The 15,895-nt window shown below is 42.8% G+C and carries 15 protein-coding genes; 8 read left to right on the forward strand and 7 right to left on the reverse strand.

Features of this window, described 5'->3' with window-relative positions; all coding sequences use genetic code 11:
* Positions 1-15 precede the first annotated feature (15 nt).
* Entirely contained in the window at positions 16-447 is a 432-nt protein-coding gene (locus tag UFB30_RS14190) for a hypothetical protein (RefSeq protein ID WP_322422359.1), read from the reverse strand.
* A gap of 190 nt (positions 448-637) precedes the next feature.
* Here UFB30_RS14190 and UFB30_RS14195 point away from each other — a divergent pair, with 190 nt between their 5' ends.
* Together UFB30_RS14195 and UFB30_RS14200 are read left to right on the forward strand one after the other, a co-directional pair.
* Positions 638-1,996, forward strand: a complete 1,359-nt coding sequence (locus UFB30_RS14195) for an alanine/glycine:cation symporter family protein (RefSeq protein WP_322422360.1) — start codon at positions 638-640, stop codon at positions 1,994-1,996.
* A 64-nt stretch (positions 1,997-2,060) separates the two neighbouring features.
* Positions 2,061-2,285 (forward strand): DUF1128 domain-containing protein, encoded by a 225-nt coding sequence (locus UFB30_RS14200; RefSeq protein ID WP_039813338.1) that lies wholly within the window; start codon positions 2,061-2,063, stop codon positions 2,283-2,285.
* Positions 2,286-2,544: 259 nt separating this feature from the next.
* Here UFB30_RS14200 and UFB30_RS14205 read toward each other — a convergent pair whose 3' ends face one another.
* From UFB30_RS14205 to motA, 6 genes are all read right to left on the reverse strand, one after another.
* The gene (locus UFB30_RS14205; protein ID WP_322422361.1) at positions 2,545-4,320 is read right to left on the reverse strand and encodes a methyl-accepting chemotaxis protein; all 1,776 of its coding nucleotides are present in this window, start codon (positions 4,318-4,320) and stop codon (positions 2,545-2,547) included.
* A gap of 238 nt (positions 4,321-4,558) precedes the next feature.
* Entirely contained in the window at positions 4,559-5,068 is a 510-nt protein-coding gene (locus UFB30_RS14210) for a type 1 glutamine amidotransferase domain-containing protein (protein ID WP_322422362.1), read from the reverse strand.
* A gap of 55 nt (positions 5,069-5,123) precedes the next feature.
* On the reverse strand, positions 5,124-6,122 hold the full coding sequence (locus UFB30_RS14215) for a class I SAM-dependent methyltransferase (RefSeq protein WP_322422363.1): 999 nt from the start codon (positions 6,120-6,122) through the stop codon (positions 5,124-5,126).
* Between the two features lie 144 nt (positions 6,123-6,266).
* Entirely contained in the window at positions 6,267-7,646 is a 1,380-nt protein-coding gene (locus tag UFB30_RS14220) for an alanine/glycine:cation symporter family protein (protein WP_322422364.1), read from the reverse strand.
* Positions 7,647-7,791: 145 nt separating this feature from the next.
* On the reverse strand, positions 7,792-8,646 hold the full coding sequence (locus tag UFB30_RS14225) for a flagellar motor protein MotB (RefSeq protein ID WP_322422365.1): 855 nt from the start codon (positions 8,644-8,646) through the stop codon (positions 7,792-7,794).
* Positions 8,633-9,433, reverse strand: coding sequence for a flagellar motor stator protein MotA (gene motA, locus UFB30_RS14230; RefSeq protein ID WP_322422366.1), 801 nt, complete (start codon positions 9,431-9,433; stop codon positions 8,633-8,635). The genes UFB30_RS14225 and motA overlap by 14 nt, the downstream gene beginning before the upstream one ends.
* 173 nt (positions 9,434-9,606) lie before the next feature.
* Here motA and UFB30_RS14235 point away from each other — a divergent pair, with 173 nt between their 5' ends.
* The 6 genes from UFB30_RS14235 (at position 9,607) to mreBH (ending at position 15,738) form a co-directional block, all read left to right on the forward strand.
* Positions 9,607-10,836: an aminopeptidase gene (locus tag UFB30_RS14235; protein ID WP_322422367.1), complete on the forward strand. Its 1,230-nt coding sequence runs from the start codon at positions 9,607-9,609 to the stop codon at positions 10,834-10,836.
* Positions 10,837-10,925: 89 nt separating this feature from the next.
* Entirely contained in the window at positions 10,926-11,069 is a 144-nt protein-coding gene (locus tag UFB30_RS14240) for a hypothetical protein (RefSeq protein ID WP_322422368.1), read from the forward strand.
* Positions 11,070-11,135: 66 nt separating this feature from the next.
* Positions 11,136-11,642, forward strand: a complete 507-nt coding sequence (locus UFB30_RS14245) for an acyl-CoA thioesterase (RefSeq protein WP_322422369.1) — start codon at positions 11,136-11,138, stop codon at positions 11,640-11,642.
* A gap of 138 nt (positions 11,643-11,780) precedes the next feature.
* Positions 11,781-12,758 carry a BMP family lipoprotein gene (locus tag UFB30_RS14250; RefSeq protein ID WP_322422370.1) on the forward strand — a complete coding sequence of 326 codons (978 nt, stop codon included), beginning with the start codon at positions 11,781-11,783 and terminating at the stop codon, positions 12,756-12,758.
* 10 nt (positions 12,759-12,768) lie between these two features.
* Positions 12,769-14,445, forward strand: a complete 1,677-nt coding sequence (locus tag UFB30_RS14255; protein ID WP_322422371.1) for a methyl-accepting chemotaxis protein — start codon at positions 12,769-12,771, stop codon at positions 14,443-14,445.
* Positions 14,446-14,730: 285 nt separating this feature from the next.
* Positions 14,731-15,738, forward strand: coding sequence for a rod-share determining protein MreBH (mreBH, locus tag UFB30_RS14260; RefSeq protein WP_322422372.1), 1,008 nt, complete (start codon positions 14,731-14,733; stop codon positions 15,736-15,738).
* The last annotated feature ends 157 nt before the right edge of the window (positions 15,739-15,895 follow it).

Genomic DNA, 15,895 nt, shown 5'->3' on the forward strand with positions numbered 1-15,895 from the left:
TTCCTCCAATTTGTTTTACAGTTTTGCAGCCAGTTCAACACTTTTCTGTTGCAGGTCTTTTATTACTTCAGCTGTCTGATCATTATGCAGCATATATTCAAGGTCTTCCATAGACCTGCCGCTGAGTTCTGATGCACGAATGATCACATGCTTTTTTTCAGACGCTTTCAGCAGATGTGTTAATGATTCTTCTGCCTGACTGATTAGTACAATGACATCTGCCTGTTCAAGGTCACTCCGCTGCAGCTGTTCTGTCTTCAGTGTTCCCATTTCGCTGTGGAGCCCTTTAATTCCTTCAAAAGAATATTCGGACATTTCAGTGCTGCTCCATGTGAAGGTGCCTCTCACAACTGGCTGGATGCCTTCCGAGGAACTTTTTTCCAATTCTCCAGCAAGCAGTGTACAACTTGACAACTGTTTCTGTACAAGGAATAATACAGTCTTCATCATCTCTCTCCTTATACGGAATATGGTTTACTATTTCCTTAGGTCTTTTGTTTGAAACCTTTTCAGCGGCAGCAAATTAAAAAAACCTTGACAATCAGGGGTGAATTTTCGGAATATTTAATGTAAGGCATACATATTTTCTTCATATTTAATATCTATGACCTGAAAACAGAAAAAAGGGGGAAATTAGATGCAAGGTTTAACAGATCTTCTGAATCAAATCAGTGGGCTGGTATGGGGACCGCCGCTACTCATTCTGTTAGTCGGAACAGGTATTTACCTGACATTCCGTCTTGGAATGGTGCAGTTCGCGTTAACCGGCTATTCACTCAAGCTGGCTTTTTCCCGTAATCAGGACAAAAAGTCCAAGGGTGATATTTCTCACTTCCAGTCTTTAATGACTGCAATGGCTGCAACGGTTGGTACCGGTAATATTGTCGGTGTTGCAACAGCTGTTGTGCTTGGGGGACCAGGTGCGATTTTCTGGATGTGGCTGTCGGCCATTTTCGGTATGGCAACCAAGTATGCTGAGGCTGTACTTGCTGTTAAGTACCGCGTACAGGATGAGGACGGCGAAATGTCCGGTGGTCCGATGTATTACCTTGAACGCGGATTAAAGCAAAAATGGCTTGGTGTTTTATTTGCATTATTTGGTGCAATTGCTGCTTTTGGTATTGGTAACATGGTACAGTCGAATTCTGTATCAGATGTTGTAAACGATACATTTGCTATTCCAACATGGGTAACAGGTATTGCACTGACGATCTTTACTGCACTTGTTATTCTTGGCGGTATTAAGAGTATCGGTAAAGTAACATCTATTTTCGTTCCTTTTATGGCAGCATTTTATCTTTTAGCAGGACTTATTGTAATGATTTTAAATATTGATTTAGTACCTTCTGCATTTGCAACAATCTTCTCACTGGCATTTGGTAATGAAGCAATCGCTGGTGGTGTCATTGGTGCGATTATCCGTTATGGTGTTGCCCGTGGGGTATTCTCGAATGAAGCAGGTCTCGGATCTGCACCAATCGCTGCAGCTGCTGCGAAAACGGATATGCCTGGCCGTCAGGGTCTTGTATCCATGACTCAGGTTCTGATTGACACATTAATCATCTGTTCAATCACAGGTGTAACAATTGTTATGGCTGGTCTTTATGAAGGCGGAGATCTTCAGGGTGGTGCATTGACTTCAGCATCATTTGAGTATTTCCTTGGTCCTGTTGGTCCAATCCTTGTAACAATAGGATTAATTTTCTTTGCTTCTTCTACAATTATCGGCTGGTCGTATTATGGAGAGAAGTGCTTCCAGTACCTTGTAGGAACAAAGAAATTCAACATTTATTATCGTCTGCTGTTTGTAATTGCAGTAATGGTCGGTTCTGTTGCAGCACTTGATGTTGTGTGGGCCTTCTCTGATGTGATGAACGGCTTAATGGCCTTCCCTAACTTAATTGGTCTTCTTGGTCTGTCAGGCGTAGTTGCTTATGAGACGAAGCGGATCCGCGAGAAGATTAAGGAAGAAAAAGCTGCAGACAAAGCCGCTTAATGCTTATTGACAGATCCTTTGAAGCATGGAAAGATTGTATTTAGCAAAGAAAGGACTGATCAATTTGGATTTAACAGTACAGAGCACTGAGAATGCTGAATATATGGTTGAAAAGATTAAAGACCGTTTGCGTATTGTAAACGCAGGAGCGCTGAAGGTATCTGCTTTTGATGAAGAGCAGTATGAAGAACTTCACTCTCTCTATACAATGGTGATGAAAAGAGACTCATTCAGTCCAAGTGAAATGCAGGCAATTGCTGAAGAGCTCGGCAGTCTGCGTAAAGCTTAGGAAATACGGATGAACTGGAAAGAGGCTGGGACATAAAAATGTCTCAGCCTCTTAATCGTTTCGCTGCGCTTCAGGCGGACGCTTTCCGGACGGTGGTTGCTGAGCCTCCTCACCTTCGGTTCCGGGGTCTCAGCTTCCCACTAATCGTCCCGGAGTCGCCGCCTTACGCTCCGCTACACTAAGTTTGCAATTTAAATTTTATTCTATTAAAAAAATTATATAATTCTCTTTTTATTCATTATTTTTGAATCCAAAAAAGCTAAGATGCTTTTTCTTCCGCTTCATCCTGAACCTCTTCTGAATCGATAAGCATTTTTTCAGCCTCTGCTGCTGTTTCATGAGCTTCCCCGGCTGCTTCGACCCTGAACATGCCAATACGGTCTCTGAGGTCTCTGGCATCGTTTATAAGCCCTCTGGATGACTCATATACATTCTCCATCGTTGAGCTCGATTCCTCTGCACTCGCACTTGTCTGCTCAATTCCCGCAGCAGATTCTTCAGAGACGGAAGCAATTTGTTCGATCTCCTGATGCATCTCTTCGGATGCGTTGACAATTTCGTAAAGTGAAGCGGCAATGACTTTCATTTGTTCTGAAACTGCATTGATCTGTACATCGATGTCAGTGAATGAATTTGAGGTTACTTCCATCTGACTCACTCCTTCACTCACCATTCCGTATCCTTCCTGAAGCACAGCAACTGTTTCTTTTGATTCTTTCTGAATTGAACCAATGATGCCGGTAATATCAGCGATTGATGCAGACACCTGCACAGCAAGCTTTCTCACTTCATCTGCAACAACTGCAAATCCTTTTCCATGCTCTCCTGCCCTTGCTGCTTCAATCGCTGCGTTTAATGAAAGCAGGTTTGTCTGATCAGCAATCTCCTGAATGACCTGGACAAGTTTTGAAATATTCTGTGCCTGATGATCCAGACCGTTAACGCGTTCCATTGCCTGTTTGAAGCTTGTATTGATCTGATTGACAGTTTGAATTGTTTTATTCATTTTCACATTGCCATCACGGGATAGCAGCAGCATATGATCTGCTTTTTCCTGAGCGGATGTTCCCTGATCAGCAGAGCTTTTGATCACGGTGATAAATCCATTCATTTTTTCACTTAAAGAAGATGAGGATTCTGCCTGGGCACCTGCTCCATCGGCAAGCTCATTCATCGTTACTGCGATCTGACGGCTACCTTCCTTTACTTCTTCAGCACTTTCTGACAACTGATTTCCCTTCTCCAGTACTGAAGCAGAAATACCGGCTACGCCTCCTACCAGCTCTCTCAGCTGTTCATTCATTTCATTTACTGCATGAACAAGCTGTCCAACCTCATCTTTACTTTTTGTCTTTAAAGCCTCAGATGGCAGACTGCCACAGGAAATCGCTTTCATTCTTTTCGTTACCATCGCAATTGGTTTTGTAATGTGACCTGCTATAATCATACTGATTAAAATCGCAAGGATGATGACAACGCCACTGATCGTCAGTACAGTCAGAATCGTCTGTTCACCATTATTGATGATTGTCCCGCCTGCTTCATCCACTTCAGCCTCTCTGGCAGTGGAAATTTGTTCAAGGCTGTCCATGATGCCTCTTGCAGTCGGTTCATAGTTCGATCTGAATAATACTCTCGACTCCTCTTCCCTGCCATTATCATACATAGAAAAGACTCTCTCATTTACGCCTTCCTGCCAGACTCTTGTAATCGTAAGAACTGATTTCATTTCTTTACTTACATCATAATTCTGCAGCGTCTCTGCAAATTCATCATTCTGAACTGATAATTCATCAAACTTTTCTCTGTAATCAGGTTCCCCATATAAGAGATATCCACGTGTTAAAGCAATCTGCTGAGACACGTTAAATCTCATTTCCTGATCGATTGATAACAGGACAAGCTCTTCTTCAAGAAGATTTTGTGTCTCCTGATTAATGTTTGTAATTGAATAGATATTAAAAGCTGCCAATCCCCCAATAAAAACAATTAATACAAAAAACCCCGATAACAGCTTCCATTTTAATTTCTTCATCCATGCTCCCCCTACTAACCTGATCTGATAGAACTAATATCATTTTATATGTATATCGACCTAATGATTGAGTTTTTGAGTGCGCTTTCAAATTTTTTATCATGATACTTTGTAAAATTAGCTGATGATTTTCGCTCAAGGGGGCCGCTTCATTCACCAGATGCGCAAAAACAATAATGGACTTTATAAAACGTAAAATAAAAACAGGTCCTGAGATCAGGACCTGTTTCAAATTCTTTTATAATAGTTTCAATGATTCTCTGATAAATGCAGGAATATCATCAGGGTCACGACTGGTGACAAGCTGATTGCCGCATACGACAACCTCTTCATCGTGATACTCTGCTCCTGCATATTCCATATCAACCTTAATGGATTTGAAACCGGTCGCTTTTCGGCCTTCAAGCGTTTTTGCTGTGATGAGCAGCTGAGGACCGTGACAAATTGTCAGTACAGGCTTACCGCTGTCCATAAATTCTTTCGCAAACTCGACAAAGCGGTCATCACCTCTCAGCAGATCCGGAGAAAATCCTCCCGGAATAAAGAGTGCATCATAGTCACCCGGGCTGACATCATCAATTGACTTGTCAATCGTTACAGTTGCATCTCCCTGTTTTCCTTTGACGGTATTTCCCGATTCTTTTTCAATTGTATCGACTTCATGTCCTTCTTTTTTAAATGCTTCTGCCGGATCAGTATATTCCACGTCTTCAAATTGATCAGTTAATAAAGTTGCAATCTTTGCCATTCATAACATCTCCTTTTAAATGTGTACATCATGTATATTCCACATTTTTACTTTTTTAAACCTGTTCTTTTTTTACCCATTTAACGAAAAACCAGCCGCCCTCCCGTATAATCGGAAAAGGTGTTTGCTGTTCAAATCCGCACGCCTCAGCAATTTCTTTCAATTCCTGCTCTGACGGGATTGGATAGAGATTGTCAAATGTCATGAAAAAGCTGTTGAAGGCGCTTGAGAACTGTTTTCCATGCTTCGCTTTTTGAAGAGGTGAAATAATGGTGATGATCCCATCTTTTTCAGTTATCTTTTCAATCTGATTAAAAAACGACTGACGTTCCTCAGGATTGATATAGTGAAGCAGATTGTTAATCATCACATGATCAAAGGACTGTTCAGGCTGATATTCATGAATGTCAGCCTGAACAATCTCTATCTGCTCATAATCTTCTGTTGATTTTTTTGCAGACTCGGAAACTTCTTTATTGATTTCAATTCCTGTAAGCTGAAGATCCGGATGTTTTTTCGCAAGCTTTAATAAATAACCGCCTTCTCCGCAGCCGATATCAATAATCGAGTTGACCTGATGCTTTTTCACATTCTGATTGATTAATCTGAATGCTAGCATTTCGAGCAAAGTAGACGTCTTGGCAACGGTTGACCCGTGCTTTTCATTATCAAAATGCTGTCTTTTCTTTTCTTTCATCAGTTCCGGGTAGTGAAGAAGTGAAGGGATATGGAGTTCCATCATTTCCTTGAGTAAATCACCGGAAGAGGGGCTGTCCTTTTTAGTTCCGGGCAGCTTCCATGCCCGCGCAATCTTCACACGGTCTTTATCATCTTTTTTCAGATGCTTCAGCGCAATGCCTACTTCAACCCATTGTTCCAGCAGTTCTTCTTCAAGGTTGTAAGCATCCGCTACATCCTCCACTCTGACAGGCCTCTTAAAGGCTTCGAACAGATCAAGTTCATATCCCACATACGCATGCCAGCTATATAAAAAAGGTACATTCGTTTTCATCCACGTTCTGGCTTTCCACATATTATTCAGATCTTTGATCATGTAAACCCCTCCTCTTCACTCTGACAATCACGTTTTAAGTATTTACATTCAGTCTTATTCTAATGTGTATCCTTAATTCATCATTTAGAAACTATGTTCGATAAAAAAAAGCACATTCGCAGTAAAAAACGAATGTGCTGATCGTTATTTTTTATTCTTTCCAATATCTTTTAAGTAATATTTGTCAGACGTAAAAAATTCCGTCTTCAGTTCTTTTACTTTATTGCTGAGCATCAATATGGCAAAGATATTCGGCAAAAGAATCATGGCAAGCATAATATCAAGGAAATTCCAGATCATCTCTGCTGCCCCGACTGCACCAAGAACTATGGCGATAATATATACAACCTGTATGGCATAGGAAGCTTTCAGGCCAAATAAGAATTCAGCCTGCTTCGCACCATAGAAAATGACTACGAGAATCGTTGAAAATACGAAAAACACTAATGATACGGTTACAAGAATACTTCCGAACTCTCCAAAATATTCAGCAAATGCGATGGTTGTAAGTGCACTGCTGTTATCCATTGCACCTTCATTCGTCCAGACACCTGAAGATAAAACAACAAATGCTGTAGCGGTACAAATAATCAGTGTATCAACTACAATCCCTGACACTGCCCAGAATGCCTGTCTGACAGGGTGGTCAGTTGTCGCAGCTGCGTGTGCCATCGGAGCAGTTCCAAGTCCCGCCTCGTTCGAATAAAGTCCTCTGGCAAATCCCCAGCGGATTACATCAACGAGCGCTGCACCAGCAAATCCGCCGATCACAGGAGCAGGTGAAAATGCATTCGAAAAGATCAGCGTGAAAAATTCAGGCAGTGCACCCAGGTTCATAAATAAAATGACAAGTGCGCCTCCAATATAGATCAGTGCCATAAACGGAACCACTACCTGTGTAACCTGACCGATTCTTTTAATACCGCCGAATACAATAATTCCAATCAGAACGGCAATCGCAATACCTGTCCAGAGCACCGGAACACCAAACGACTCATTCACAGTATTTGCCACAGAATTCCCCTGCACCATCACACTTGGAATCAGTTCAAGCATCAGCGCAAAAGAAAACCAGATACCGAGCCACTTCATGCCAAGACCCTTTGTCATATAATACATCGGTCCCCCGACAAACTCGCCCTTCTCATTTTTTTCGCGGTAATGAACGGCCAGTGCACTTTCAGAGAACTTCAGTGACATACCTACGAGTGCGATCACCCACATCCAGAAGACGGCTCCGGGTCCACCGAACATAATCGCTGCCGGCACCCCGACTATATTTGCAGCACCGATTGTTGAAGAAAGCGCTGATGTAAGTGCCTGGAACGGTGTAACGGTCCCCTTCCCTTTTGGTTTTTTTGTAACACTGCCAAATGTCTGTTTAAATATGTAAAGCGGGTGTCTGAATTGAAAAAAGCCGAGTTTAAAAGTCATAAAAAGTCCGGAAAATAATAAAACGGCTATTAATGGAATTCCCCACAGCCATTCAGAAAAGACTGTAACAGCATTAATAAATCCCTCCAATAGAATCTCCTCCTAAAAATAGTATATTTCGGAAACTCTTTTCTTCTTTCCCTGACCCATACAATTTAAACTGAACGGCCAAAAAATAATGCAATACTCCCCCACGGTTTAGCTAAAATAAAAAAACTGCCGCACACTGCGACAGTTAAGGTGAATTAGTCATCGTACCATTACTTGTAACACGCGGCAGAATTAATACTTCCACACGGCGGTTCTGCGCACGCCCTTCTTCTGTTTCATTTGAAGCGATCGGCTGAAACTCTCCGAACCCTTTTGCTGAAAACCAGCGTGGATCCAGGTTCGGATTTTCAATGACGAGCTTCATAAAGTTGACTGCACGCATCACGCTCAGCTCCCAGTTGGAAGAAAATGCAGCTGTGCTGATCGGAACATTATCAGTATGTCCCGTGATAATGACATTGCGGGGCGGGTCAAATTCGAGTAAACCTGCCACGTCCTCAGCAATATTCTGATACTCCGCTCTGACATCTGCTGAACCGGAAGCAAAAAGCACATTATCCCTGATCGTAAGCAGCAGTCCCTCATCAGTCAGCTCTGTTTCAAAAAGCTCACCCAGACTGTTTGCAGCGATATACTCATTAATCTGCTCCTGGATCTCCTGAAGTTCCTCAAGGTCAGCAGCTGCAGCAGTTTCCCGCTCTGACTGCTCTGCTAAAAGCTCCTGCATCTGCTGCTCTTCTTCAGTCATTTCTTCAGTCATTTCTTCAGTCAGCTCTTCAGGATCTGCTCCTTCAGCATTGTCAATGTCATCTTCAGTATCATCCGTTTCCACCAGGCTTGCGTAATCGAGCACATTTTCGCCTCCCGCAAATATCTCATTGAAAACCTGAGACATCTGATTAAACTTCACCTGGTCCACGTTACTGCTCGCAAACATGACAATAAAAAGGGCCAACAGTAAAGTCAGAATATCAGCATAAGGAATCAGCCAGCTCTCATCCATATGCTCATCATGCTTTCTCTTTTTACGCTTCTTCATCTGTTTTAACACCGCCTTCAGCCATCAGCTGCTCACGCTCTTTGGCAGGCAGATAAGAGGCAAGCTTTTGTTCAATCACTCTTGGCGCCTCACCTTCAAGAACAGATAAAATCCCTTCAATCATCATCGATTTAACCATTACTTCTTTTGTTGACTTACGCTTAAGCTTATTGGCAAATGGATGCCACAGTACGTATCCGGTAAAAATTCCGAGAAGTGTCGCGATGAATGCGGCTGCAATCGCTTCTCCAAGCGCAGCTGTATCATCCATATGGCCAAGTGCTGCAATCAGCCCTACAACCGCTCCAAGTACGCCAAGTGTCGGTGCGTATGTACCTGCCTGTGAGAAAATGGCTGCTCCTGAAAGGTGCCTGTCCTCCATTGCATCAATTTCTTCCGTTAATACATCTCTGATATAGTCTGCATTCTGACCATCAATTGCGAGACCAAGTCCATTTCTTAAGAAAGAATCTTCAATTTCAGTCGTTTTAGATTCGAGTGCGAGCAGTCCTTCTTTACGTGCAAGCTCAGCCCATTCTCCAAACATCCGGATCACATCGCGTACTTCTGTCCCTTTTGTTTCTTTAAAAAGAATGCCGAATAATTTTGGTACCCTTTTCAGTTCTGACATAGGAAACGCAATCATGACAGCAGCGATGGTTCCTACAATAATAATTAAAAAAGCCGGACCATTTAATAAAGCGCTGGCCGGAACACCTTTTAAAATCATACCGGCACCAACTGCAATCAGTCCTAAAATAACACCAATCAATGAGGATCGATCCAATACATTCACCCACAATCACTAGATTTCTATCTCTACATTTTGTATATCGGTTAAAAAACGGATGACTTTAGACCTTTCTGCTCATACATGCAATGTTCATTATTTTTTGATTTTTATCAATCCACTGGTAAAATGTTTAGTGGAACTAAACACACTGAAAAGGGGTTTTTAATATGAGTCATACAGAAATGTTCGAAAAATATGCTGACCTGGCTGTAAAAGTCGGCGTCAATATTCAAAAAGATCAGCTGCTATACATAGGTGCATCTATTGATAATGCACCGTTCGTCAGACTTGTTACCAAAAAAGCCTATGAAGCCGGCGCCCGTCAGGTATTCGTTGACTGGTCAGATGATGAAGTGTCAAAAATGCGTTATGAAATGGCGCCATCTGATTCATTCAGTGAATTTCCTGAGTGGAAAAAGCTTGAGCGCGAAGCATTAGCCGATAAAGGTGCTGCGTTTATGAATATTGTCTCAGCAAGTCCGGATCTCATGAAAGGTGTAGATCCTCAGCGCATCTCCGACTTTCAGCGTGCTGCAGGGCAGGCGCTTGAGAAATACCGCCAGTACATTCAGTCAGATAAAGTGAGCTGGACTGTTATTGCTGCGCCATCTGCAGGATGGGCGAAGAAAGTATTCCCTGATGCTGATGAAAATGAAGCAATCGAAAAGCTTTGGGATGCCATTTTTAAAGCTGTGAGAGTTGACCAGGCAGACCCTGTTGACGCATGGAAAAAACATGATGAAACACTGCATGAAAAAGCCGATTACTTAAATAATAAGAAATATAAAAAGCTGCATTACACAGCACCTGGTACTGACCTGACAATTGAACTTCCTGAAGGTCATATCTGGGCTGGCGCGGGAAGCGTAAATGAAAAAGGACATACCTTTATGGCAAACATGCCTACTGAAGAAGTGTTTACCGTCCCTCACAAAGATGGTGTGTCAGGATATGTCTCCAACACAAAACCTTTGAGCTATGGCGGGAACATCATCGACGGCTTCAAAATTACTTTTGAAAATGGCCGTATTACAGATGTTCAAGCTGAAGAAGGAGAAGACATTCTGAAGAAACTGATCGAAACAGATGAAGGCTCTCACCGTCTTGGAGAAGTCGCACTTGTTCCGCATCAGTCACCGATTTCACAGTCGAATGTCCTTTTCTTTAATACATTATTTGATGAAAATGCTTCAAACCACCTGGCAATCGGCAGTGCGTATGCATTTTGTGTGGAAGGCGGAAAGACAGCTTCCCAGGAGGAGCTTGCTGAAAAAGGATTAAACTCAAGTATTACACACGTTGATTTTATGATCGGCTCAGACAAAATGGATATTGATGGTATTTCAGAAGATGGCACTTCAGAACCTGTGTTCAGAAATGGAGACTGGGCGTTTTAAGTTCTCCTAAAAATCATTTCCTAATCACCTGTAATCCTATATAATGAGTTTGATACAATTATTTGTACGGTGAAAGGGGGAGCCAGCTGATGCTATACATGACTTCAATCTTGCTTGGATTCAGTGCTCTGATCGGTTTAGTGGGTGGAGCGTTAATGTACTTTTTACGTATTCCTTTAAATACAAAAGATGCAGAAAAAATTGATCCAAGACCTGAACATAACGAATATTAAAAAATACCAGATCTCTTTGCTGCGCCCTGCAGCATTGAGGTCTGGTTTTTTAAAGGAGCTGACAACATGAAGAAAACAATGAAAGAAAGCAGAACGATTCAGACCAGTCACGTATTACCGCCTGATACGAATCATCACGGCACACTGTTTGGCGGTCAGCTGATGGCGTATATTGATAATGTTGCGTCGATTGCAGCAACCAAGCATTCACGCTCATTAGTAGTCACAGCTTCCACTGATTCTGTCGACTTCCTAAAGCCGATCCGCGTTGGAGATGCTGTTACATTAGAGGCTTTCGTTTCTTATACAGGTAAAAGTTCAATGGAAGTTTTCGTCAGAGTGACAACTGAGAACCTGCTTTCAGGTGACCAATCTGTTGCAGCAATCTCCTTTTTAACATTTGTGGCCATTGATAACGAAGGTAAGCCAATTCCGGTACCGGATATTGTACCTGAAACCGAAGAAGAACGCTGGCTGAATGAAACGGCCGAAAATCGTGCTGAACACAGAAAAGCAAGAAAGCTCCACAGTCAGGAGCTGGCAGCATTTTTCACGCCAAAGCCGCACGAATAAAATAAATCCTTTACCAAAACCTCTCACTTTACTTAAAGTGGGAGGTTTTTTTGCCGATAGTATGAGGGTGTGTAAAAAAAGGGCTTCTATTGACTATATGCACAAGGATATAAACAAGCAATTGGAGGACTTAACGAAATGAAAAGATTGATGATCTTATGTGGTTTGCTGGCAGTATTCATACTATCTGCCTGTACAGGCCAGCAGAACACAGAAAAAGAATTTGCAGCAAAAGTGGGTATTATGCTTTCTGATACCGGCTTGGGAGATGGATCGTTTAATGATGGTGCTTTTGACGGCCTAGTTCGTGCCCGTGATGAACTGAATATTTTATTTGATTATCGCGAAGCGCCGGACGGTAACTATTCTGACCATCTCACAGCATTATCAGAACAGGATTATGATTTAATTATCGGACTTGGTTTTTCAGTTCAGGAAGCACTTGAAGAGGTAGCTGTCGCTTACCCTGATCAGCAATACATACTGATTGATGGGGTCTCTGATGTTGAAAATATAATTTCAATGACTTTTAAAGATCACGAAGGCAGTTATCTGGTAGGCACAGTCGCCGCACTTGCTTCAACATCTGGCGTGATCGGTTTTATCGGCGGTGTTGATGCTCCCGTCATTAACCGTTTTGAAGCGGGCTTCCGCGCCGGTGCTGAAATGGCTGATCCGGATATCGAAATTATTACAGATTATGCAGGCAGTTTCGGGGATGCCGACCTCGGACGCTCGCTTGCTGACAAACAGATTGAACAGGGAGCGGATTTTATCTACCCTGCTGCCGGCTATACAGGAACCGGTGCGATTTTAGAAGCGCAGGCTCAGGGAATCTATTCAGCAGGAGTGGATACGGACCAGTTTTATACTGCTGAGCAATCTGTCGTAACCTCTATGGTAAAAAATATCGATACTTCAGTATTTAATTTAATTCAAGAGTTAACTGAAGGTGAATTATCTTCTGAAGCGTATGTATTAGGTCTCGCTGAAGAAGGTGTGGGTCTCGCGGAAATCAGGCTTTTTCAGCCTGGTGACAAAGCGCAGGCACTCATAACGGATACACAGCAGAAAATCATATCAGGTGAAATAACAGTACCTGAGACCATTCAATAAAGGAGTCATTATGAAACTGAGTAAACGTTTATACTTATTATCATTAATTCCGTTAATTCTTTCTACTGTCATCATTCTGTTTATTGTCTGGCAGATGGTCAGTCTGAATGCATCAGGAGAAGATGACGCAGAAATTTTAACCGATCTCGAAAAATTAAACAGTGAACTATTGATCATCCAGCAATCCCTCTCTAATTTCAGTTTGAGTCCTACTGAAAATAACCGTTTGACGACTCAAAATCAGATGGATCAGACACTTGTACTGATGGATGAGTTGCAATCCAAACTGCCTGAAGCGGACTTAAAAGAACAGCTTTCAACTGTACAGGATAAGTTTATTCAGCTTAAGGATTCTTCAGGTGAGGCACTGAACCAGGGTGATATTGCAGAGGCAAGCCGCCAGTCTGCACGTACAGGCGGGGTCATCAATGATGTATTCTATCTCAAAGTCCTGTCAGATGACTGGTATCGCAATAAGCTTGCCACCAGCGAACAGCAGATCTCTATGATTGTATGGGTATCTATGATTGCTGTTGCTGCAATTATTGTCATTTCGGTTACAGCAGCAACGATCATTTCAAAGCGTATTACACGTCCGCTCAACAAAATGCTGAACCAGGCGTCACGTGTCGCCAAAGGAGATTTGACTGTAGACGTACCTGCCCAGTCCGGCAATTCCAGATTCGAAATACACCTTCTTGCAAACTCGTTCAGGGAGATGATTCTGAGTCTGCGTCAGACAGTAGAGTCAGTGGATCAGTCAAGCAGCCGTGTTTCAGCGTTTGCAAATGAAGTCTCAGGAAAGGTAAATGAATTAGAGGAAAGCGGCAACCAGATTGCAGCTTCAACAGATGACCTCGCGAGGGGCAGTCAATCAATCTCAGAGGATATTCAATCAACTTCTGAGAAAATGGCAGAATTGAATCAGACTTTTATTAAGAGTGAAACGCTAACGGAACGTTCAGCTGACAAAGGTCACCAGGCATTAATGTCGGTAACTGATGGCCGCGAATCCCTGAGTCGTCAAAAAAGATTTACTATAGAGAATACAGAAGCTGCTTCATTAATTTCCAGAGAACTATCTGCATTTTCAGCTTTTACCGACGAGATTCAGGATGCTGCAAAGTTCGTGAAAGAAATTGCTGATCAAACCAACCTGCTTGCATTAAACGCAGCAATTGAAGCTGCAAGAGCCGGTGAACAGGGAAAAGGCTTTGCAGTTGTTGCAGATGAAGTTAAAAAACTCGCAGGACAATCAGCAGATGCTACTGAAAAAATCACTTCAATGGTGATGAATATACAAAACGGCATGAGCGGTATTACAGATGCTGCTGCAACCGGGCAGCGGCTTTCAGCAGAGCAGCTTGAATCCATGAACCTGACAGAGCAGGCATTTGAAGATATCGCGCAAAAAGTAAGGGAAATTGATCATGAACTGAAGTCACTCACCATCAGCATGAAGCAATCCTCATCTTACACTTCAGAAGTAACAGCTGCTATGGAAAATGTCTCAGCTGTCACTGAAGAAACAGCGGCAGGTACAGAAGAAATCTCTGCTTCTGCTGAAGAACAGCAGGTGTCTTTTGGAAAAGTCAGGGAGTCAATGATGCAATTACAGGAAATGAGTCTTACAATGCAGCAGAAAATGCAGCATTTCAAATTACCTACTTCCGGGTATAAAAGGTAGAAAAGTGATGTAAAAACCCTTTCAGTTCTATTGATGAAAGGGTTTTTTTCGTTACAAATTCATTATTCTTTTATTACAAAGCTGTCATTACTTCTGATCGCATATATTGTAACCCCTGTTCTGAAGGGAATCACGCTTTGTCGAATCCGCCCCGGTCTGTTCCCCGCTGATGTAACATTCCCTTATCCCTACCTTTGTCACTCTACGCTGTGCTGTATTTAGTCTATACTACTCGGAGAATACTGTTAAATTCGGACGACGATGATGATAACGGAGGAATGTTGTATGCTTTCAAATGCTGAAATCGGTATCGACTTAGGTACTGCTAATATACTTGTGTATAGTAAAAGTAAAGGAATTATTATGAATGAGCCGTCGGTTGTTGCAATCGATGTAAATACCAAAAAAGTCTTAGCTGTCGGAACAGACGCTAAAAGCATGATTGGTAAAACACCAGGGAATATCGTGGCAGTCCGCCCTTTAAAAGACGGCGTCATTGCTGACTTTGATGTCACAACGGAAATGTTGAAGCACATTATGTCTTCAATTGGCAAAAAGATGGGCTTCTCACTGCGTAAGCCAAGTGTTGTTGTATGTACACCATCGGGCGCTACGTCTGTTGAAAGAAGAGCCATCCAGGACGCTGTAAAGCACAGTGGTGCGAAGCACGTTCACTTAATAGAAGAGCCGGTTGCTGCTGCGATCGGAGCAGATCTTCCTGTCGGCGAGCCGGTTGCCAACGTAGTTGTGGATATTGGCGGCGGAACAACAGAAGTCGCGATCATTTCATATGGCGGCGTTGTATCCTGCAATACAATACGCGTGGCCGGTGACAAAATGGATGAAGACATCATTCAGCACGTCAGAAAGGCTTATAACCTGTTGATTGGTGAGCGGACAGCTGAACAGATTAAGATGGAAGTTGGACATGCACCGATACAGCATGACGTAAGGGAAATGGAAATCCGCGGACGTGACCTTGTAACAGGTCTCCCGAAAACCATTACACTTCAATCTACTGAGGTTCAATCTGCTATTCAGGAGTCACTGTTAAGTATTCTTGAGGCAATTCGTTCAACACTCGAGAACTGTCCTCCCGAACTAAGTGGTGATATCGTAGACCGCGGTGTGATCTTAACAGGCGGCGGTGCACTGCTGAACGGCCTGCAGCAATGGCTGAGTGAAGAAATTGTTGTACCTGTGCATATTGCGCCAAACCCGCTTGAGTCTGTAGCGATCGGAACGGGCAAGTCATTATCTGTCATTGACAAGCTTCAAAAAGCAGCTAAATAAGCTAAAAAAGCCCGGGACAAATAGTCTCGGGCTTTTAAGATCGTTCCGCTGCGCTTCATGCGGACGCTTTCCGGACGGAGGTTGCTGAGCCTCCTCAGCCTGCTGCCTGCGGGTCTCAGCTTCCCTCTATACTTCCCGGAGTCGCCGCCTTCCGCCC

It is taken from the genome of Jeotgalibacillus haloalkalitolerans (assembly GCF_034427455.1).
GTDB classification, from domain to species: Bacteria; Bacillota; Bacilli; order Bacillales; family Jeotgalibacillaceae; genus Jeotgalibacillus; species Jeotgalibacillus haloalkalitolerans.

Coding starts and splice junctions, on each gene's coding strand:
- UFB30_RS14190 (WP_322422359.1), bottom strand. CDS start 447: ATGAAGACTGTATTATTCCTTGTACAGAAACAGTTGTCAAGTTGTACA.
- UFB30_RS14195 (WP_322422360.1), top strand. CDS start 638: ATGCAAGGTTTAACAGATCTTCTGAATCAAATCAGTGGGCTGGTATGG.
- UFB30_RS14205 (WP_322422361.1), bottom strand. CDS start 4,320: ATGAAGAAATTAAAATGGAAGCTGTTATCGGGGTTTTTTGTATTAATT.
- UFB30_RS14210 (WP_322422362.1), bottom strand. CDS start 5,068: ATGGCAAAGATTGCAACTTTATTAACTGATCAATTTGAAGACGTGGAA.
- UFB30_RS14215 (WP_322422363.1), bottom strand. CDS start 6,122: ATGATCAAAGATCTGAATAATATGTGGAAAGCCAGAACGTGGATGAAA.
- UFB30_RS14225 (WP_322422365.1), bottom strand. CDS start 8,646: ATGAAGAAGCGTAAAAAGAGAAAGCATGATGAGCATATGGATGAGAGC.
- UFB30_RS14235 (WP_322422367.1), top strand. CDS start 9,607: ATGAGTCATACAGAAATGTTCGAAAAATATGCTGACCTGGCTGTAAAA.
- UFB30_RS14240 (WP_322422368.1), top strand. CDS start 10,926: ATGCTATACATGACTTCAATCTTGCTTGGATTCAGTGCTCTGATCGGT.
- UFB30_RS14245 (WP_322422369.1), top strand. CDS start 11,136: ATGAAGAAAACAATGAAAGAAAGCAGAACGATTCAGACCAGTCACGTA.
- UFB30_RS14250 (WP_322422370.1), top strand. CDS start 11,781: ATGAAAAGATTGATGATCTTATGTGGTTTGCTGGCAGTATTCATACTA.
- UFB30_RS14255 (WP_322422371.1), top strand. CDS start 12,769: ATGAAACTGAGTAAACGTTTATACTTATTATCATTAATTCCGTTAATT.
- mreBH (WP_322422372.1), top strand. CDS start 14,731: ATGCTTTCAAATGCTGAAATCGGTATCGACTTAGGTACTGCTAATATA.